Origin of the sequence: Thiothrix litoralis (assembly GCF_017901135.1) — a bacterium.
Taxonomy (GTDB): domain Bacteria; phylum Pseudomonadota; class Gammaproteobacteria; order Thiotrichales; family Thiotrichaceae; genus Thiothrix; species Thiothrix litoralis.
In genome coordinates this window covers 2,302,743-2,321,745 of record NZ_CP072801.1, presented here as the reverse complement: position 1 = coordinate 2,321,745, position 19,003 = coordinate 2,302,743, and the positions used below count along the sequence as shown (strand labels likewise).

Sequence of the window (19,003 nt, the reverse complement as noted above, 5' to 3'; positions counted from 1 at the left end):
TTCATGACTGTATCACTCGAATTCATCAAGGATTACCTTCAGGAAGGGCTGGGTAGTAAAGTCTCAACGAGCACTTTGGCGCTGGATGAGCTGACGCTGGAAGTGGCGGCTGAACACTGGCTGGAAGTTGCCCGTTTCTTGCGTCACGACCCCATGCTTGATTTTGCCCAGTTGACCGACCTGTGTGGTGTCGATTACCTCACTTACGGCGATGCGGAATGGGATGTGACCACCGCTTCCCGCAGCGGCTTTAGCCGAGCAGTGCAGGCAGAAGAGGCTGACCCATTCGATTTTGGCGAGTCGGACGGGGATGTCGCTTTTACAGGTAAGCGTTTCGCGGTGGTGATCCATTTGCTGTCAGTCAGCCGTAATGTGCGTATCCGGGTGCGTACCCGCTGTGAAGATAACGGTTTTCCGGTGGTACATTCACTGGTGGAAATCTGGAATTCCTCCAACTGGTATGAGCGTGAAGCATTCGATCTGTTCGGCATTATGTTCAGTGGACACCCCGATTTGCGCCGCATCCTGACCGACTATGGCTTTGTTGGGCATCCGTTCCGTAAGGATTTCCCGCTCATTGGACAGGTCGAAATGCGTTACGACGCCGAACAGAAGCGCGTTATTTATGAACCTGTGTCGATCGAGGCGCGTGTACTGGTGCCACGTACCATCCGTGCTGACCAGCGTTTCTCACCACCGACAGCGGAGCGTGATGACTAATGCCTGAAATTCGCAATTTTACGCTGAACTTTGGTCCAGCCCATCCGGCAGCGCACGGCGTGTTGCGTCTGGTGCTGGAAATGGATGGTGAAACCATCGTGCGTGCCGACCCGCATATTGGCTTGCTGCACCGTGGTACTGAAAAGCTGGCCGAGAGCAAACCGTATAACCAAAGCATCGGCTACATGGATCGCCTCGACTACGTGTCGATGATGTGCAACGAACACGGCTATGTGCTGGCGATTGAGAAGCTGCTGGGGATTACTGCCCCGGAACGTGCGCTCTACATCCGTACCATGTTTGACGAAATTACCCGTATTCTCAATCACTTGCTGTGGATTGGCGCACACGCGCTGGACGTGGGTGCAATGACCATGTTCCTGTACGCTTTCCGCGAACGTGAAGATTTGATGGATGCTTACGAAGCGGTGTCCGGCGCACGCTTACACGCCACCTATTACCGTCCGGGCGGGGTATATCGGGATCTGCCGGATTCCATGCCGCAATTCCTGCCGAACCGTTTTCGCTCGGAAGCCGAAGCCAAGCGCCTCAATGGCAATCGCGGCGGTTCCTTGCTGGATTTTCTGGAAGACTTCACCAACCGTTTCCCCGGTTATGTGGATGAATACGAAACTCTGTTGACCGATAACCGTATCTGGAAACAGCGTTTGGTGGGGATCGGTGTGGTATCACCCGAACGTGCCCTGCAACTGGGTTTCAGCGGCCCAATGCTGCGCGGCTCTGGGGTTGAATGGGATTTGCGCAAGAAACAGCCGTATGCCGCCTACGACAAAATGGACTTCGATATTCCGGTCGGGGTGCAAGGTGACAGCTATGACCGTTATCTGGTGCGGGTGGAAGAAATGCGCCAGTCCAATAGCATTATCAAGCAGTGCATCAAGTGGTTGCGGGTGAATCCCGGCGCGGTGATGTTGGACGACAGCAAGGTAGCCCCACCGACGCGCGGCGAGATGAAGCAGGACATGGAAGCGCTGATCCAGCACTTCAAACTGATGACCGAGGGTTTCTGCCTGCCAGTAGGCGAGTCGTATGCCGCTGTGGAACATCCCAAAGGTGAGTTTGGTTGCTATATCGTCTCTGACGGTGCAAACAAACCTTATCGCCTGAAAGTTCGCGCACCGGGATTTGCACACCTGTCAGCTCTGGATGAAATGACCAAAGGCCACATGCTGGCTGACGTGGTAGCGATTATCGGCACACAAGATATTGTATTCGGGGAGGTTGACCGTTGATGACTGAACAGCCCATCACGATGCTCAAGCGCAAAAGCGCCTTGCTCAGCCATCACGAGCGTGAGGACATTGATAGCTGGTTAAAGCGCTATCCTGAGGATAAAAAACAGTCGGCGTTGCTAGCGGCGTTACGCGCTGTGATGCACGAAGACCATTACCTGTCCCGCGAGAAAATGGATGCGGTTGCCGATTACCTCGGCCTGCCAGAAATTGCCGTCTACGAAGTCGCCAGCTTCTATTCCATGTATGAAATGGATGCGAAAGCGGCGGCAAAATACAGCATTTCAGTCTGCACCAACGTTTCCTGCATGTTGTGCGGTTCCGACGGCATTCTGGAACACATTGAAGGCAAGCTGGGTATTAAGCTGGGCGAAGCGACCCCGGATGGCAAGTTCTTCCTCAAAGTGGAAGAAGAATGCCTCGCCGCGTGCAGCAGTGCGCCGATGATGCAGGTCAACCACGTATACCACACCCATCTCACCCCTGAAAAAGTGGATGAGATTCTGGACGGACTGGAGTAAGCACATGGCAAATCAAGTCTGTTTCATCACCACCCAATTCGGCGATCAAGCCCACACACTGGAAAGCTACCTCAAGGTTGGCGGCTATTCGGCGTGGAAAAAAATTCTGGCAGAAAAGCCCCCCGCTGTAGAAGTCATTGAGGAAATCAAGGATTCCGGCTTGCGCGGACGTGGCGGGGCAGGGTTCCCCACCGGCATGAAGTGGAGCTTTATGCCGCGTGACATGCCGGGGCAAAAATACATCGTGTGCAACTCGGACGAATCCGAACCGGGTACGTGCAAAGACCGTGACATCCTGCGTTTCAACCCGCACGCGCTGGTGGAAGGCATGGCGATTGCTGGTTACAGCATTGGCGCGACGGTGGGTTACAACTACATGCGCGGCGAATTTATGGATGAACCTTTCATTCGTTTCGAGCAGGCGGTGAAAGAAGCTTACGAAATGGGTTTGCTGGGCAAAAACATTCAAGGTTCCGGTGTCGATTTCGACCTGCACGGCACGCTTGGTGCGGGTGCGTATGTGTGCGGCGAAGAGACCGCGCTGCTGGAATCGCTGGAAGGCAAAAAAGGCCAGCCGCGTTTCAAACCGCCATTCCCGGCGAGTTTCGGTCTGTACGGTCGCCCAACCACCATTAATAACACCGAAACGCTGTCGTCCATTCCGGTCATTATGCGCAACGGCGGCAAGTGGTTTGCTGATCTAGGCGTAAAAAACTCCGGTGGCGAAAAGCTGTTTTCGATGTCCGGTCATCTGAATAATCCGGGCAATTTTGAAATTCCGATGGGAATGCCGTTCCCTGAATTGCTGGCACTGGCGGGCGGGGTACGCAACGGACGCAAGCTGAAAGCGGTGATTCCAGGTGGATCTTCCGTACCCGTATTACCGGGCGAGGTGATGATGGGGCTGACGATGGATTACGACACCATCTCAAAGGCAGGTTCTTACCTCGGTTCGGGCGCGGTGATCGTGATGGACGACACCACCGATATGGTCAAGGTGTTGCAGCGCATTTCACGCTTTTACTTCTCCGAATCCTGCGGGCAATGCACGCCTTGCCGTGAAGGCACGGGCTGGTTGTACCGCATGTTGACCCGGATTGTGGAAGGCAAGGGCAAGCTGGAAGACGTGACGCGGCTGGAAGAAATTTCCCACAATATCGAAGGGCGTTCCATTTGTGCCTTGGGTGAAGCGGCAGCGATGCCGGTGTGGAGCTTCGTTAAGCACTTCCGCGAAGAATTTGAATACTACGTCGAACACGGTCGTAGCATGGTGGCGAAGGGGTAATACATGGCAGAAGAATTCGTCACAATTGAGATTAATGACCAGCCGATTCAGGCGCGTAAAGGCGCAATGCTGATTGAAGTGGCTGACGACAATGGCATTACCATCCCGCGTTTTTGCTACCACAAAAAACTGTCGGTAGCTGCCAACTGCCGGATGTGTCTGGTGGAAATGGAAAAGTCGTGGAAGGCTATTCCCGCTTGCGCGACCCCGGTGAATGCGGGCATGAAGTTCTGGACGCGCTCAGAAAAAGCCCGCAACGCCCAAAAAGCGATCATGGAATTCCTGCTGATCAATCACCCGTTGGATTGCCCGATCTGTGATCAGGGCGGTGAATGCGAATTGCAGGACGTGTCGGTCGGTTACGGCAGCAATAAATCGCAATACGCTGAAATCAAACGGGTGGTGCTGGACAAAGACATCGGCCCGCTGATCGAAACCGAAATGACCCGTTGTATCCAGTGTACCCGCTGCGTGCGTTTCGGTGACGAAATTGCCGGGATGCGCGAAATGGGTGGGGTAGGGCGCGGCGACCGTCTCGAAATCGGCACTTATATCGAAAAGTCGCTCAAATCCGAACTGTCAGGCAATGTGATTGACCTGTGTCCGGTCGGTGCGCTGACCGCTAAACCTTCGCGTTACAAGGCGCGGGCGTGGGAAATGCAGTCACACGATAGCATTGCCCCACACGATTGCGTGGGTTCCAACCTGCATGTGCATACTTTCCAGAAGGAAGTGGTGCGTGCAGTGCCCCGCAACAATGAAGCCATCAATGAGTGCTGGATTTCAGACCGCGATCGCTTCAGTTATCAAGGTATCCGCAGCGCTGACCGTATTACCAAGCCGCAGATCAAGCGTGACGGTCACTGGTATGACGCGACTTGGCAACAGGCGTTGGATGCTACGGCGGAAATATTGCGTGCGGCTGACCCGGCACGCACGGGGGCATTGGCCAATGCCACGTCTACGCTGGAAGAGTTGTATTTGTTCCAGCGGCTGATGCGCGGTTTGAATATCCGCAATATCGACCACCGCTTACGCCAGACTGATTTCAGCGATCAGGATGCTGCGCCCATTTGCCCGTCACTGGGAATGCCTATCGAGCAACTGGAACAGCAGAACGCTGTTTTTCTGGTCGGCTCGAATGCACGTCAAGAGCAGCCCTTGCTGAATCATCGCCTTCGTAAGGCCGCCCTCAAGGGTGCGCAAGTGATGGCGTTGAACCCGCGTGCGTTTGACTTCAACTACGACGTAGCACAACAGGCTGTTGCCCCGGCTGAGATGTTGCAAGCCCTGCAAGCGATTGCCAATGACCCCGACAATGGCGTAATGGCTGCGCTGCAACAGGCGGAACATGCCACGGTATTACTGGGTAATGTCGCGACTCAGCACCCAGATTTTGCGGCATTACGGGCTGCGGCTTACACGATTGCCCAACAAACTGGCGCAACCTTCGGTTATCTGGCGGAAAGCGCCAACAGTGTTGGTGCTTGGGTAACAGGTGTCGTACCCCATCGCTTGTCGGCAGGGCGCGAACTCAAGCAGCCGGGCGTGCCGGTGAGTGAGTTCCTGAATGACAAGACCCGCACCTTCGTATTGCTGAATACTGAGCTGGCAGATTTCGCCAACCCACAGCAGGCGATGCAAGCGCTCAGCGCCGCTGCAAACGTCATTGTGATTGCGCCGTTTGCGGATGAAGTGACACGTAAGTACGCCACTGTATTATTGCCCGGTTCTACGTTTGCGGAAACCTCCGGCACCTTTTGTAATGTGGCTGGTCAGTGGCAAAGCTTCAAGGGGGCGGCGAAGTTGCCAGACGAGGCTCGTCCTACTTGGAAAATCCTGCGCGTTCTCGGTAATACCGCCGGTGTACCTGAGTTCGATTGGGTGGCTACCGAAGAAATCGTCGCGGAACTGCACCTCGAACTTGACGGCGTAGAATCCTGCAACAATACCTACAACGCAGATGGGCGTATGCAATACGCCCCTACGGAAGAAGGTAGGGGCGTATTGCATACGCCCTCTTCCAACCATTTCCAGCGTATCGGTGATGTGGAAATGTACCGTGTCGACCCATTGGTGCGCCGTGCCAAGGCGTTGCAGGCGATGATTCCACCAGCGGCTGTCCATTTGAATCCGCAAGACGCGGCGAATATGGGCGTGGCGGCAGGTGATGCGCTGAAAGTGTCGCAAGGTGCGGTGGCGATTACGCTTCCGGCGCAGTTGGATGCGGGTATTCCCGTCGGGTGTGCGGGTATCCAATCCGGGATTGAAATATCCAGTGTGTTAGGCGCGGCCTTTGGTACGCTCCAAATAACAAAGGCAGGGGAATGATGGAAATACTCGCAAATTTCTTCGGTGCATTTCTCCCTGAGTGGCTGGTAACGCTGCTGTTGATCCTGATCAAGGTGATGGCGATTGTCATACCACTGATCCTGCTGGTGGCGTATGCAACCTATGCGGAACGCAAAATCATCGGTTTCATGCAGGTGCGGGTGGGGCCGAATCGGGTCGGTTTCAAAGGCTTGTTGCAGCCGTTTGCGGATATGTTCAAGCTGATTTTCAAGGAAATCATTGTTCCTGAAAAGTCTAACCGCTTTCTGTTTTTGATTGCACCGTTGCTGGCGATGGGGCCTGCGTTTGCGGCCTGGGCGGTGATTCCGTTTAGCGATGGTTTGGTGTTGGCGGATGTGAATGCCGGGTTATTGTTCTTGTTGGCGCTGACTTCCTTGGGGATTTACGGGGTCATCATTGCGGGTTGGGCATCGAATTCCAAATACGCGCAGCTCAGTGCGATGCGTCTTGGGGCGCAAATGGTGTCGTATGAAATTGCGATGGGCTTTGCCTTAGTCGGCGTGCTGATGGCCTCCGGTAGCTTGAATCTGGGCGATATTGTGCGGGCGCAATCCGGCAGTATTTTTAGCTGGTTTGTGTGGCCGTTGTTTGGTTTGTTTGTGGTGTATTTCATCGCCGGGGTGGCAGAAACCAACCGTGCGCCCTTCGACGTGGCGGAAGGTGAATCTGAAATCGTGGCGGGTTTCCATGTGGAATATTCCGGCATGGCCTTCTCGATTTTCTTCCTCGCTGAATACGCGAATATGTGGCTGATTTCGGCACTGACGGCGCTGATGTTCCTGGGTGGCTGGTTGTCGCCGTTTCAGGGGCTGGATTTCCTGACGAATATGCCGGTGTTGGGGCTGTTTTTCGGGGATGGTGTCCACTGGTTATTGCTGAAGGCGTCGTTCTTCATGCTGCTGTTTTTCTGGTTCCGGGCGACATTCCCGCGTTACCGTTATGACCAGATCATGCGCTTGGGGTGGAAAATTCTGATCCCGGTGACGCTGGTGTGGATTTTTGCGGAAGGTCTGGCGATTGCGCTGGGCTGGAAACCGTGGCTGTAAGGAGGCTGACATGAGTTTGAACCTGAAACATTATTTCAAGACGTTCAGCCTGCAAGAGTTGTTGAAGGGGTTGGGCGTGACGGGGAAGTATTTCTTCGAGCGCAAAGTCACGATCCAGTACCCGGAAGAAAAGACGCCGATTTCTAACCGTTTCCGGGGGCATCACGCGCTGCGCCGCTACCCGAATGGTGAGGAACGTTGTATTGCCTGCAAGCTGTGCGAAGCCGTTTGCCCGGCGCTGGCGATTACCATCGAGCTGGAAGAACGCCCGGATGGGACGCGCCGTACCACGCGCTATGACATTGATATGTTCAAGTGCATTTATTGCGGTTTCTGTGAGGAAGCCTGCCCGGTGGATGCGATTGTGGAAACCAATATTTTCGAGTACCACTTCGAGAATCGTGGTGAAAACATCCAGACCAAAGATAAATTACTGGCGATTGGCGATAAGCACGAAGCTGAAATCGCCAAGATGAAAGCCGCTGATGCCCCTTACCGTTAAACCCGAGGAGACAGATTAAACATGATATTCGAGCAGATTATCTTTTACCTGTTTTCCGCTGTATTGGTGACAGCGGCAGTGGGTATGGTGACGGTACGTAACCCGGTGTATGCGGCGTTGTGCCTTATTTTGAGCTTTTTTACCAGTGCCGCGTTGTGGTTGCTGTTGGAGGCGGAATTCCTCGGCATTGTGCTGGTGTTGGTGTATGTCGGCGCGGTGATGGTGTTGTTCCTGTTTGTCATCATGATGCTGGATTTGAATATTGACCCGTTGAAAGAGGGCTTTGCCAAATACGCGCCGGTCGGTTTTTTGGTGGCAGGCGTGATTGCGGTGGAAATGATCATGGTGTTGCGCAGTGCACCGTTTCAGATTGCGACCCCCAAAGCGCCAGCGCCGGAAAACAATACCGAAGCCTTGGGTGCAATTTTGTATACCAATTATGTGTACCCGTTTGAGATTGCTGCGGTCATTCTGGTGGTGGCGATTATTGCGGCGATTGTCCTGACTTTGCGGCGTCGCCCGGATTCGCGCAAGCAGGATATTAGCGAGCAGGTGCAGGTGAAGCGTGCAGACCGTGTGCGTCTGGTCAAGATGAAATCTGAAACCAAGGAGCAAGCATGATCCCTTTGTCGCATTTCCTGATCGTGGCGGCGCTGCTGTTTGCCATCAGCGTGGCGGGTATGTTCCTGAACCGTAAGAACGTGCTGATTTTGCTGATGTGCATCGAGATGATGTTGTTGTCGGTAAACCTGAACTTCGTGGCATTTTCCCATTATTTGGGGGATATGGCGGGGCAGGTATTCGTGTTCTTCATTCTCACCGTGGCGGCGGCGGAAGCGGCGATTGGCTTGGCGATTCTGGTGGTCTTGTTCCGTAACCGGCGCACGATCAATGTTGAACAACTTGATTCGATGAAGGGGTAAGCAATGGAAGCGATGTATCTGGCTATTCCGCTTGCACCTTTGTTCGGGGCAATTGTTGCGGGGTTGTTTGGCAAAAAGATTGGGCGTGCCGGGGCGCATTGGGTCACGATTCTGGGTGTGGCGGTGGCGTTCCTGTTGTCACTGGTGGTGGCTAACGATGTGATGTTCCACGGGAATACTTTCAACGGCACGGTGTATACGTGGGCGGTGATTGCAGATATCCGTTTTGAAGTCGGTTTCATGCTGGATAACCTCAGTACCATGATGATGCTGGTGGTGACGTTTGTATCGTTGATGGTGCATGTTTACACGATTGGCTACATGTCTGAAGACCCCGGTTATCAGCGGTTTTTCAGTTATATTTCCCTGTTTACCTTCTCGATGCTGATGCTGGTGATGAGTAACAACTTCATGCAGTTGTTCTTCGGCTGGGAAGCGGTGGGGCTGGTGTCTTATTTGTTGATCGGTTTCTGGTTCAAGAAAGAGACGGCGATTTACGCGAACATGAAGGCGTTTCTGGTCAACCGTGTGGGGGACTTTGGTTTCTTGCTGGGGATTGCGGCTGTTTTGATGTATACCGGTACGCTGGATTATGTGGAGACTTTTGCAAAGGTTCCGGGTTTGGCAGGAAGTCAGATTGAGGTCTTTTCCGACTGGAAGTGGGATACGCTGACGGTTATTGCGATTCTGTTGTTCATCGGTGCGATGGGCAAGTCAGCGCAGGTGCCCTTGCATGTGTGGCTGCCGGATTCAATGGAAGGCCCAACGCCGATTTCAGCGCTGATCCATGCGGCAACCATGGTAACGGCAGGTATTTTCATGGTGGCGCGGATGTCGCCCATTTTCGAGATGTCCGATGCGGCTTTGAATCTGATCCTGATTATTGGGGCAACCACAGCGTTTTTCATGGGCTTGATCGGCATTGTGCAAAATGACATCAAGAAGGTGGTGGCGTATTCTACCTTGTCACAGTTGGGTTATATGACGGTGGCATTGGGGGCTTCGGCTTATTCGGCGGCAGTATTCCACTTGATGACCCATGCGTTCTTCAAAGCGCTGTTATTCCTGGCGGCTGGCTCGGTGATCATAGCGATGCACCATGAGCAGGACATCCGCAAAATGGGTGGCTTGAAAAAGTACATGCCGATTACCTATTGGACTTCCCTGATTGGCTCGCTGGCCTTGATTGGTTTCCCCGGTTTCTCTGGTTTCTTCTCCAAAGACCTGATTATTGAAGCGGTGCACGAGTCACATTTGTGGGCAGCAGGCTATGCGTATACGTTGGTGTTGCTGGGTGTGTTTGTGACGGCATTCTACAGTTTCCGTATGTTCTTCCTGGTATTCCACGGCAAGGAGCGCTTTGATGCACACGGTCATGACGATCACGGGCATCACGATGCTGACCATCATGGCCATAGCGGTACGCCACACGAATCACCTTGGGTAGTGACGATTCCGTTGATTATGTTGGCGATTCCGTCGGTGTTGGCGGGTTATTTGCTCGATCCGATGGTGGTGGGTGAGTTCTTCCATCATGCCATTTTTGTGAATGATAAGGCGCATGGTTTTGATCCTACTTTGCAAGGTTTGCTGTCAGCTCATCCGGGTATTGAAGAAATCAGTGCTGCTTATCATGGGGTACTGGGTTTTGTCCTGCACGGCTTGATGGCGCCGCCGTTCTGGTTGGCAATGGCTGGCTTGGGCGCTGCCTGGTTCATTTACCTCAAAGATGATGCGATTGCCCGTTGGGCTTATGACAAGTTCCGCTGGTTGCATACCCTGCTGGATCAAAAGTATTACCTGGACGATTTCAATCAAAAAGTGTTCGCTAAAGGCTCTGTCTCACTCGGTAACGGGTTGTGGTCAGTGGGTGAGCGTTTGATGATTGATGGTTTCATCGTGAATGGCGCTGCCAAGGCAGTTGGTTGGTTCTCCGGGTTGGCGCGTCAAGTTCAGACGGGCTATTTGTATCATTATGCCTTCTCGATGGTGGCGGGCATTTTGTTGATGCTTACCTGGTTCCTATTCTTCTAGGCCCGTTGGTTTTACCTGGAAATGCACATGCTTGATTTGCCAATACTGAGTTTTTTGATCTGGCTGCCGATTGTCGGTGGTATGGGTGTCCTGATTGTCGGTGACCGTTCGGGTGCTAAACAATTTGCACTGGGGATTGCTTTGCTGACTTTCCTGCTGAGCCTGCCGTTGTATACCGGGTTTGACCCGACAACGCCTGCCATGCAGTTTGTGGAGTCCATCCCTTGGGTTGAGGCATTCAAGATCAACTACCATTTGGGGGTTGATGGTATTTCCATGCCGTTGATCCTGTTGAATACTTTCATGACAGTGATGGTGGTGGTTGCCGGTTGGGAGATCATTACTTATCGGGTGTCGCAATACATGGCGGCATTCCTGATCATGGGGGGAATTGTGAATGGGGTGTTTGCGGCGCTGGATGCGATGCTGTTTTATATCCTGTTTGAAGCGATGCTGATTCCGCTGTTCCTGATCATCGGTATTTGGGGTGGCGCACGCCGGGTGTATGCCACGATCAAGTTTTTCCTGTATACCTTTTTTGGTTCGGTGTTCCTGCTGATCAGCTTGATTTACCTGTATCAGTTGGGTGGTAGTTTTGCGGTGGCTGATTTGCATAAGCTGCCAATTGGGCTGACGCCGCAAATCCTGATTTTCCTGTCATTCCTGCTGGCGTTTGGTGTGAAAGTGCCGATGTGGCCAGTGCATACTTGGTTGCCGGATGCGCACGTGGAAGCCCCGACGGGTGGTTCCGTGATTCTGGCGGCGATTACCCTGAAAGTGGGTGGCTACGCTTTCCTGCGCTTTGCGATGCCGATTGTGCCTGACGCGGCGGCGCAACTGGATTGGCTGGTGATTTTCATGTCGTTGACAGCGGTGGTGTATATCGGTTTTGTGGCACTGGTGCAGCAAGACATGAAAAAGCTGGTGGCGTATTCCTCGATTGCACACATGGGGTTTGTGACCTTGGGATTCTTTGTGATTTACGGAATCGTAAAAGGTGGAGCCACTAATCCTTTGGCCATGAGTGGTGCGGTGCTGGCGATTCAGGGCGGTATGGTGCAGATGGTGTCGCACGGTTTCATTTCTGGGGCGATGTTCTTGTGCATTGGTGTGTTGTATGACCGGATGCATACCCGTGATATTAATGCCTACGGTGGCGTTGCCAACAAGATGCCAGTGTTTGCGGCGCTGTATGTGTTGTTTGCGATGGCTAATACAGGCTTGCCGGGAACGTCGGGGTTTGTTGGCGAGTTCATGGTTATTTTGGCGAGTTTTAGCGCTCATCCATTAATTGCATTTGCGGCGGCAACTACCCTGATTGTGGGGGCGGCTTACACACTCTGGCTGGTGAAGCGGGTGATGTTTGGTGATGTCAAAAATGCGGAAGTGGCGGCGTTGCAGGATATTGGGCAGCGTGAGTTCTGGATGTTGGCAATATTGGCCGCTGCGGTATTGCTACTGGGCTTGTGGCCCCAACCCTTGACGGATGTGATGGAAGTGTCAATCAAACACCTGTTGGATCAGGTCTTGCAGAGCAAGCTGTGTAGTGGACTCGCGGGGGGGTGCCCATAATGAATTTTACGATTGCGATGCCAGAAATTTTTCTGCTCAGCACGATCTGCTTGATCTTGTTGATTGATGTCATGTTGCGTGAAGATTGCCGGATGATTTCTTACTTACTGACCCAGGTGGCTTTGCTGGCAACTGCGTTGTTAGCTTATGGGGCGATGGATGGCGACAAGACAACTGGCTTGAATGGCATGTATGTGCGTGATGATTTGGCAGGGGTGTTGAAAATTAGCATCCTGTTGCTGACCTTCGGGGTGTTCGTGTATGCGCGTAAATACCTGAAAGACCTTGATATATGGCAAAGTGAGTTTTTCCTGCTGGGTTTGTTTGCAGTGCTGGGGATGTTGGTGATGGTATCTGCCAACCATTTGCTGGTGGTCTATCTGGGGCTGGAATTGCTAGCCTTGTCGATGTATGCACTGGTGGCGTTCAATCGCGATGATGGGCGCTCTTCAGAAGCGGCGATGAAGTATTTTGTGTTGGGCGCGGTGGCATCAGGGTTGTTGCTGTATGGTATTTCTATCCTGTACGGATTGAGTGGCAAGCTGGAGCTACCGGAAGTATTGGCATTCGTTAGCGCCCAGAATGTGCTGGAAAATATTCCGTTGCTGTTTGCGCTGGTGTTCATTGTGGCGGGGATTGCCTTCAAGTTTGGGGCAGTGCCGTTCCATATGTGGGTGCCTGATGTTTATCAGGGAGCACCTACGGCAGTGACGATGTTTTTAGGCAGTGTGCCGAAACTGGCGGCATTGGCGATGTTGTTGCGCGTGCTGGCGGAGTCGATGGGTACGGCGCAGCCGGGTTGGGCGCAATTGTTATTGGTGTTTGGTTTGCTGTCGGTCTTCCTAGGTAATCTGAGCGCCATTGCGCAACTAAATCTCAAGCGGATGTTGGCGTATTCAACGATTGCGCACATGGGGTTTATCTTGCTAGGTACGCTGACGGGGACGACTGAAGGGTATAGCGCGGCGCTGTTCTATACGATTACTTACGCCATGATGGCAGCAGGTGGCTTTGCGATCCTGATCCTGTTGGGCAGGGAAGGGTTTGAGGCCGAAACGTTGGATGACCTCAAAGGTTTGAATGAGCGCAACCCTTGGTATGCCTTCATCATGATGGTGTTCCTGTTTTCGATGGCAGGCATTCCGCCAACGGTTGGGTTTTACGCTAAGCTGTCGATTATTCAGGCGGTCATGCAAGCCGGTTATTTGTGGCCTGCCGTCTTTATGGTGGTGATGTCGGTGATTGGTGCTTATTACTACTTACGTGCCATCAAGATGATGTACTTCGACAAGCCAGAAGAAAACGCGCCGATAAAGGCAGATCTTGATTTTACGGTGCTGATCAGTGTAAATGGCGTGCTCATGGTGCTGTTAGGGGTGTTCCCTAGTGCATTGATGGGTATTTGTTCAGCAGCAATGGTCGCCAGTCGTTTATGAGTTTACCTGTTTTACAGTGGGGGTTTCTTGCCCTTGCGTTATTGTTGGCTAACCTGCCGTGGTTAAGCCAGCGTTGTTTCCTGATCCTGCAATGCGATAGCAAGTCTATGTGGGTACGTTTGTTGGAATGGTTTGTCCTGTACTTTGTCGTGGGGGGCATTGCCTTATTACTGGAAGACCGGACGATGGGGTCAATCTATCCTCAAGCGTGGGAATTTTACGCTGTCACCTTGGCGTTGTTCATGGTATTCGCATTTCCAGGGTTCATTTACCGTCATGTACGTTAATTTGAGGTTTTGTTTCGATAGTACTTGCAAGGCTTGAGCCTTTGCTTTATAGTTCGCTCCTCTGATGCGGGGTGGAGCAGTCTGGCAGCTCGTCGGGCTCATAACCCGAAGGTCGCAGGTTCAAATCCTGCCCCCGCTACCAATTATAAGAAGGCCCTGTCAGGGCCTTTTTTATTATGTGCTACCCAGGAAGGTACTAAAGACGTAATGCAAGAAAGACTGGATACGCTGATCAGCACCACGGTAACTGGCCTCGGTTATGAGTTGTGGGGGTATGAATACCGCCCGCAGACAGAAAGCGCTTTGCTACGTATTTTCATCGATTCAGATCAGGGTATTACCGTCGACGATTGTGGTCGTGTCAGCAATCAGTTGAGTGCATCGCTTGATGTGGACGACCTGATTCCGGTAGCCTATATTCTTGAAGTGTCTTCACCCGGTATTGATCGGGTATTATTTATTCCCGCACACTATGCTCTTTATGTGGGCAAACAGATTAAAGTGCGCACCCGCCTTCCCGTAGAAAAGCGCCGCAACTTCGTTGGTAAGTTGCAGGACGCAAACGATACCCATATTTTCATGGACGTGGAAGGCACCGTATACGAAATTCCCTACGAGATTATTGACCGTGGGCGAGTGGTTCTGGATATTCGACCTCAGCGCAAGGGCGGTAAAAACGCATGAATAAAGAAATTCTCTACGTTGTCGACGCAGTTTCCAATGAGAAAAATGTCAGCAAGGAATTAATCTTCCAAGCAGTTGAAACAGCATTGGCAATGGCTACCCGCAAGCGTTATGGCATGGGTATGGATGCGCGTGTTTCCGTGAATCGCCAGACAGGTGATTACGAGACTTATCGCCGCTGGAAGGTTGTGGATGACGAAGACCCTGAATTTGAAAGCCCGGAGCGTCAAATCCTGCAAAGCTATGCTACTGCTCGTGGGTTAGATATTCCTATCGGCGAGTATGTCGAAGAATCCATCCCTTCGGTAGATTTCGGTCGTATTGCCGCCCAGACTGCTAAGCAGGTCATCGTTGCCAAGGTGCGCGAAGCCGAACGTGAAAAAGTCGTGTCTGCCTACCGTGACCATGTTGGTCATTTGATTATGGGCGTGGTGAAACGTGCTGACCGTAAGGGTATTGTGCTGGATCTCGGTGAGAATGCCGAAGCATTCATTCCACGGGAAGAAATGGTGCCCGGCGAAATGTTGCATGTTGGGGCGCGGGTGCGCGGCTACCTGAAAGAAATCCTTCAGGACATGCGCGGGCCACAAATCATTGTCAGCCGTTCTGATGTAAACTTCCTCATTGAGTTAATGAAACTCGAAGTTCCTGAAGTCAGTCAGGAAATGATTGATATAATGGGTGCTGCTCGCGATGCCGGTTCACGTGCCAAGGTTGCCGTTCGTGCCAACTTGCCGAACATTGATCCGATTGGTGCTTGCGTCGGGATGCGTGGTTCGCGTATTCAGACCGTAACCAACGAACTCGGTGGCAAGGAACGGGTCGACATCGTACTCTGGAACGACGACATCGCCACCTATGTGATGAATGCGATGGCTCCGGCAGAAGTGCTCTCCATTGTAGTGGACGAAGAAACCAAAAGCATGGATATTGGTGTTGACAGCGAAAAGTTGTCACAGGCTATCGGGCGGGGTGGTCAGAATGTACGTCTTGCCAGCGAGTTGACCGGCTGGACACTCAACGTGATGAGTGTCGAAGAAGCGGAAGCCAAAACGCAGGCCGAGCAGCAATCACTGGTCAGCCTGTTTATGGATAAGCTGGATGTGGATGAAGAGGTTGCCGTTATTCTGGTAGAAGAAGGTTTTACGACGCTGGAAGAGGTCGCTTACGTCCCGATTGAAGAATTCATGGCCATCGACGGCTTTGACGAAACGATTATTAATGAGTTGCGTGACCGTGCCCAAACGGCGTTACTGTCACAAGCCATTTCTCAGGATACCCGCTTGCCAGCGGCTGATCTCCTGCATATGGAAGGCATGGATGATACCCTAGCCTTCAAATTGGCAACACAAGGCATTTGCACGATGGAAGATTTGGCTGAACAATCTGTGGATGAACTCATGGAATCAGCTGAAATTGACGAGGCCCGTGCGGCCAGTTTGATCATGAAAGCTCGCGAACCTTGGTTTGCGGACGACAAGGCAGAAGCTTAATTCTGCGGGAGGAAGAAATAAATGTCGGACATAGCAGTTAAAAAACTTGCCGAGATAATCAATGCCCCCGTTGAAGTTCTGCTCAAGCAGTTACAGGATGCAGGTATTCACGTTAACGGCCCAGATGCATGGATTACGGATGCACAAAAACTCACCTTGTTGGCGCACATTCGCCAAGGTGCAGCGCCTGTCAGTAATAGTGGTAATAAAATAACCATAAAGCGGCGTTCTACCAGCGAAATGACAGTCGGTGCGGGTGGTCAACGCGGTAAAACAGTCAGCGTGGAAGTTCGCCATAAGAAAAACTTCGCAGCCGGTGCTAAGCCAGTCGCTCAATCGACAGAGCACTCGCCACCTGCTGCCGGTGCACGGATAAGCCGTACCGAAGAACTGGCACGCCAATTATCGGCTGAGCGTCAAGCACGTGAGTCTGGTATCCAGAAAGAAACCAAACGTGTGGAACAGCGTCAGGAAGTTACCAAGATAGTACCTGAAGAGGTTAAAGAAGTGCCTCAGCCGCCTGTTGTTGTTGAACCGACCGTTTCCCCAGCTATTGAAGAGGTTGTGGTGAAAGAAGCTGAAGCTGTAGTTCCCCCAAGTGCACCTGTTAAACCTGTGGTGGTAGAGACCAAGGTCGAGACGCCACCACCAGCAGCATCGCCAGCTCCTGTTGCTACGCCAGGGCCAGCATCGGTGCCTGAAGTGATGACAGCGGCGGTTACAACCGGCGGCGTTGAGCCTGATGACAATCTGAGCGCTAAGGAACAGCGTGATGTAGTGGTAGCAGCAGCCCGCGAAGAAGCAGCTTCTGCGCTGAAACGCCGTCCGTCCAAGATACGACCCAAGCCTACACTGGCTCCACGAGAAGTGGCTGATAGCAGTGAGCCAGAAGCTGAAAAGCCCGTTGTTACTGAAAAGTATACCGATGCTGCTCCTGCTGAAAAGACCGACAAGAAGCCGGTTAAAAATAAGGTTGCAGGGCGTGGTGGTCGTGAGGAGTTGCATGTTCCCGCAGGCAACCGCTCCGGCAAAAAGAAAGGCGGTGGCCGTCGTGATACCTTCAGACCTGATCCGCGTCAACAAAACAGCAATGCCAATGCCAAGCATGGTTTTGAAAAGCCAACAGCGCCTGTCGTCAAAGAAATCGAAATTCCCACCACAATCGTTGTGTCTGAGCTGGCGCAGAAGCTGGCTATCCGTGCCACTGACATCATCAAAGCGATGATGAAAATGGGCATGATGATGACCATCAACCAAGCCATTGATCAGGATACCGCAATTCTGGTGACAGAAGAGCTGGGTCACAAAGCCAAGCCTATGCAAGAAATGGACGATGCCGCTTTGCTGGCTGCCATGATTGGTCAAAATGTTAACGGTTACGAAGCCAAGCCACGTCCGCCAGTCGTTACCATCATGGGTCACGTTGACCACGGTAAAACATCCCTGTTGGACTACATCCGTAAAACTCGCGTTGCCGCTGGTGAAGCGGGCGGGATTACCCAGCATATTGGTGCTTACCATGTAGACACCGATCACGGTACGGTCACATTCCTCGATACACCAGGACACGCAGCGTTTACCAAAATGCGGGCACGTGGTGCACAAGTTACTGACATTATTATCCTGATCGTTGCCGCAGATGATGGCGTCATGCCGCAAACCAAGGAAGCCATCAAGCACGCGAAAGCGGCTGGTGTACCGATGGTAGTGGCGATCAACAAGATCGACAAACTAGGCGCAGACCCTGACAAAGTATTGGGCGAACTTTCCCAGAATGAAGTGAATACCGAAGCTTGGGGTGGTGATGTACCCGTAGTACAGATTTCTGCCAAAACCGGACAAGGCATTGATGCCCTGCTGGAAACCTTGCTGCTGGTTGCTGAAGTTCAGGAATTGACCGCTCCGGTTGACGCACCTGCTACCGGTAACGTTATCGAAGCCAGTATCGAAAAAGGCCGTGGTGCAGTGGCTACTGTACTCGTGCGTAATGGTACTTTGCGTCGCGGTGATTTACTGCTCTGTGGTGCCGAATACGGTCGTGTACGTGCCATGTTTGATGAGGCTGGTCGCCCGGTCAAGGAAGCAGGTCCATCCATCCCGGTCGCTGTACTCGGTTTGTCCGCCGCACCTGAAGCGGGTGATGAAGTCATCGTGATGACTGATGAGCGTAAAGCCCGTGAAATTGCCGAATTGCGCCGTGAAAAGCAGCGTGATACCCGCTTTGCTGCACAGCATGTGAGCAAGTCGGAAGACTTCTTCACGCAAGTGAAAGCCAGTGAACGTGCTCAGGTGAATATCCTGATCAAGGCTGATGTACAGGGCAGTGTGGAAGCCCTGCGCAATGAATTACTCAACCTATCAACGGATGAGGTTGAAGTCCGCGTGGTGACTGCCGGTGTCGGCGGAATCAGCGCGAGTGATGTGGATTTGGCTTCGGCTTCCCGCGCCACCATTATCGCGTTCAACGTGCGTACCGATGCGACTGCCCGTAAGACGGCGGCTGATAACGGCGTCAATATCCGTTATTACAGCATCATTTACGAAGTCATTGATGACATCAAGTCGGTCATGAGTGGCCTGTTGTCACCTGAAGTTCGTGAAGTCTTTGTTGGTTTGGCGGAAGTCCGCGAAGTGTTCCGCTCCTCCGAGCTGGGTCAGGTCGCTGGTTGCTTGGTGGTCGATGGTGCCATGCGTCGCAGTCTGCCTATCCGTGTCTTGCGTGACAATGTGGTGATTTTCAACGGTGAGTTGGAATCCCTGCGCCGTCACCGTGATGACGTCAAAGAAGTCCACATGGGTACGGAATGCGGTATCGCGGTCAAGGACTACAACGACGTGCGCAAAGGCGACAATATCGAATGTTATGAACGTGTTGAAGTGGCCAGGAAGATCTAA

At 52.6% G+C, this 19,003-nt stretch carries 16 protein-coding genes and 1 tRNA gene; all 17 read left to right on the top strand.

Going from position 1 to position 19,003, the window contains the following annotated elements:
* Nucleotides 1–3 precede the first annotated feature (3 nt).
* The 17 genes from J9253_RS11200 (at nucleotide 4) to infB (ending at nucleotide 19,003) form a co-directional block, all read left to right on the top strand.
* A complete protein-coding gene (locus J9253_RS11200; protein ID WP_210221081.1) occupies nucleotides 4–720 on the top strand; it encodes an NADH-quinone oxidoreductase subunit C in 717 nt (238 codons plus the stop codon).
* A complete protein-coding gene (locus J9253_RS11195; protein WP_210221080.1) occupies nucleotides 720–1,973 on the top strand; it encodes an NADH-quinone oxidoreductase subunit D in 1,254 nt (417 codons plus the stop codon). Before J9253_RS11200 ends, J9253_RS11195 begins: the two co-directional genes overlap by 1 nt.
* Entirely contained in the window at nucleotides 1,973–2,494 is a 522-nt protein-coding gene (locus J9253_RS11190) for an NADH-quinone oxidoreductase subunit NuoE family protein (protein WP_051543543.1), read from the top strand. Before J9253_RS11195 ends, J9253_RS11190 begins: the two co-directional genes overlap by 1 nt.
* 4 nt (nucleotides 2,495–2,498) lie before the next feature.
* Nucleotides 2,499–3,779 (top strand): NADH-quinone oxidoreductase subunit NuoF, encoded by a 1,281-nt coding sequence (gene nuoF, locus J9253_RS11185; protein WP_210221079.1) that lies wholly within the window; start codon nucleotides 2,499–2,501, stop codon nucleotides 3,777–3,779.
* A gap of 3 nt (nucleotides 3,780–3,782) precedes the next feature.
* A complete protein-coding gene (nuoG, locus tag J9253_RS11180) occupies nucleotides 3,783–6,110 on the top strand; it encodes an NADH-quinone oxidoreductase subunit NuoG (RefSeq protein WP_210221078.1) in 2,328 nt (775 codons plus the stop codon).
* Complete coding sequence (nuoH, locus tag J9253_RS11175; protein WP_210221077.1) at nucleotides 6,107–7,177, top strand: NADH-quinone oxidoreductase subunit NuoH; 1,071 nt, start codon at nucleotides 6,107–6,109, stop codon at nucleotides 7,175–7,177. The genes nuoG and nuoH overlap by 4 nt, the downstream gene beginning before the upstream one ends.
* 10 nt (nucleotides 7,178–7,187) lie before the next feature.
* Nucleotides 7,188–7,679, top strand: a complete 492-nt coding sequence (gene nuoI, locus J9253_RS11170) for an NADH-quinone oxidoreductase subunit NuoI (RefSeq protein ID WP_028490385.1) — start codon at nucleotides 7,188–7,190, stop codon at nucleotides 7,677–7,679.
* Nucleotides 7,680–7,700: 21 nt separating this feature from the next.
* On the top strand, nucleotides 7,701–8,300 hold the full coding sequence (locus J9253_RS11165; RefSeq protein WP_210221076.1) for an NADH-quinone oxidoreductase subunit J: 600 nt from the start codon (nucleotides 7,701–7,703) through the stop codon (nucleotides 8,298–8,300).
* The gene (gene nuoK, locus J9253_RS11160; protein WP_028490387.1) at nucleotides 8,297–8,602 is read left to right on the top strand and encodes an NADH-quinone oxidoreductase subunit NuoK; all 306 of its coding nucleotides are present in this window, start codon (nucleotides 8,297–8,299) and stop codon (nucleotides 8,600–8,602) included. The genes J9253_RS11165 and nuoK overlap by 4 nt, the downstream gene beginning before the upstream one ends.
* 3 nt (nucleotides 8,603–8,605) lie before the next feature.
* Nucleotides 8,606–10,636: an NADH-quinone oxidoreductase subunit L gene (nuoL, locus tag J9253_RS11155; RefSeq protein WP_210221075.1), complete on the top strand. Its 2,031-nt coding sequence runs from the start codon at nucleotides 8,606–8,608 to the stop codon at nucleotides 10,634–10,636.
* 27 nt (nucleotides 10,637–10,663) lie between these two features.
* Nucleotides 10,664–12,208: a complex I subunit 4 family protein gene (locus J9253_RS11150; RefSeq protein WP_210221074.1), complete on the top strand. Its 1,545-nt coding sequence runs from the start codon at nucleotides 10,664–10,666 to the stop codon at nucleotides 12,206–12,208.
* On the top strand, nucleotides 12,208–13,644 hold the full coding sequence (gene nuoN, locus J9253_RS11145) for an NADH-quinone oxidoreductase subunit NuoN (protein ID WP_210221073.1): 1,437 nt from the start codon (nucleotides 12,208–12,210) through the stop codon (nucleotides 13,642–13,644). Before J9253_RS11150 ends, nuoN begins: the two co-directional genes overlap by 1 nt.
* On the top strand, nucleotides 13,641–13,931 hold the full coding sequence (locus J9253_RS11140) for a DUF2818 family protein (RefSeq protein WP_210221072.1): 291 nt from the start codon (nucleotides 13,641–13,643) through the stop codon (nucleotides 13,929–13,931). Before nuoN ends, J9253_RS11140 begins: the two co-directional genes overlap by 4 nt.
* A gap of 65 nt (nucleotides 13,932–13,996) precedes the next feature.
* Nucleotides 13,997–14,073, top strand: a tRNA-Met gene (locus J9253_RS11135).
* 65 nt (nucleotides 14,074–14,138) lie between these two features.
* Nucleotides 14,139–14,615: a ribosome maturation factor RimP gene (locus J9253_RS11130; RefSeq protein WP_210221071.1), complete on the top strand. Its 477-nt coding sequence runs from the start codon at nucleotides 14,139–14,141 to the stop codon at nucleotides 14,613–14,615.
* Nucleotides 14,612–16,108, top strand: coding sequence for a transcription termination factor NusA (gene nusA / locus J9253_RS11125; RefSeq protein ID WP_210221070.1), 1,497 nt, complete (start codon nucleotides 14,612–14,614; stop codon nucleotides 16,106–16,108). The genes J9253_RS11130 and nusA overlap by 4 nt, the downstream gene beginning before the upstream one ends.
* Before the next feature lie 21 nt (nucleotides 16,109–16,129).
* Entirely contained in the window at nucleotides 16,130–19,003 is a 2,874-nt protein-coding gene (infB, locus tag J9253_RS11120) for a translation initiation factor IF-2 (protein WP_210221069.1), read from the top strand.

Excerpts from the sequence above, each read along its gene's own strand:
- nuoF (WP_210221079.1), top strand. The coding sequence starts at position 2,499 with ATGGCAAATCAAGTCTGTTTCATCACCACCCAATTCGGCGATCAAGCC.
- nusA (WP_210221070.1), top strand. The coding sequence starts at position 14,612 with ATGAATAAAGAAATTCTCTACGTTGTCGACGCAGTTTCCAATGAGAAA.
- J9253_RS11150 (WP_210221074.1), top strand. The coding sequence starts at position 10,664 with ATGCTTGATTTGCCAATACTGAGTTTTTTGATCTGGCTGCCGATTGTC.
- nuoG (WP_210221078.1), top strand. The coding sequence starts at position 3,783 with ATGGCAGAAGAATTCGTCACAATTGAGATTAATGACCAGCCGATTCAG.
- J9253_RS11190 (WP_051543543.1), top strand. The coding sequence starts at position 1,973 with ATGACTGAACAGCCCATCACGATGCTCAAGCGCAAAAGCGCCTTGCTC.
- J9253_RS11130 (WP_210221071.1), top strand. The coding sequence starts at position 14,139 with ATGCAAGAAAGACTGGATACGCTGATCAGCACCACGGTAACTGGCCTC.
- nuoH (WP_210221077.1), top strand. The coding sequence starts at position 6,107 with ATGATGGAAATACTCGCAAATTTCTTCGGTGCATTTCTCCCTGAGTGG.
- J9253_RS11195 (WP_210221080.1), top strand. The coding sequence starts at position 720 with ATGCCTGAAATTCGCAATTTTACGCTGAACTTTGGTCCAGCCCATCCG.
- nuoL (WP_210221075.1), top strand. The coding sequence starts at position 8,606 with ATGGAAGCGATGTATCTGGCTATTCCGCTTGCACCTTTGTTCGGGGCA.
- J9253_RS11140 (WP_210221072.1), top strand. The coding sequence starts at position 13,641 with ATGAGTTTACCTGTTTTACAGTGGGGGTTTCTTGCCCTTGCGTTATTG.
- infB (WP_210221069.1), top strand. The coding sequence starts at position 16,130 with ATGTCGGACATAGCAGTTAAAAAACTTGCCGAGATAATCAATGCCCCC.
- nuoK (WP_028490387.1), top strand. The coding sequence starts at position 8,297 with ATGATCCCTTTGTCGCATTTCCTGATCGTGGCGGCGCTGCTGTTTGCC.
- J9253_RS11200 (WP_210221081.1), top strand. The coding sequence starts at position 4 with ATGACTGTATCACTCGAATTCATCAAGGATTACCTTCAGGAAGGGCTG.
- nuoN (WP_210221073.1), top strand. The coding sequence starts at position 12,208 with ATGAATTTTACGATTGCGATGCCAGAAATTTTTCTGCTCAGCACGATC.
- nuoI (WP_028490385.1), top strand. The coding sequence starts at position 7,188 with ATGAGTTTGAACCTGAAACATTATTTCAAGACGTTCAGCCTGCAAGAG.
- J9253_RS11165 (WP_210221076.1), top strand. The coding sequence starts at position 7,701 with ATGATATTCGAGCAGATTATCTTTTACCTGTTTTCCGCTGTATTGGTG.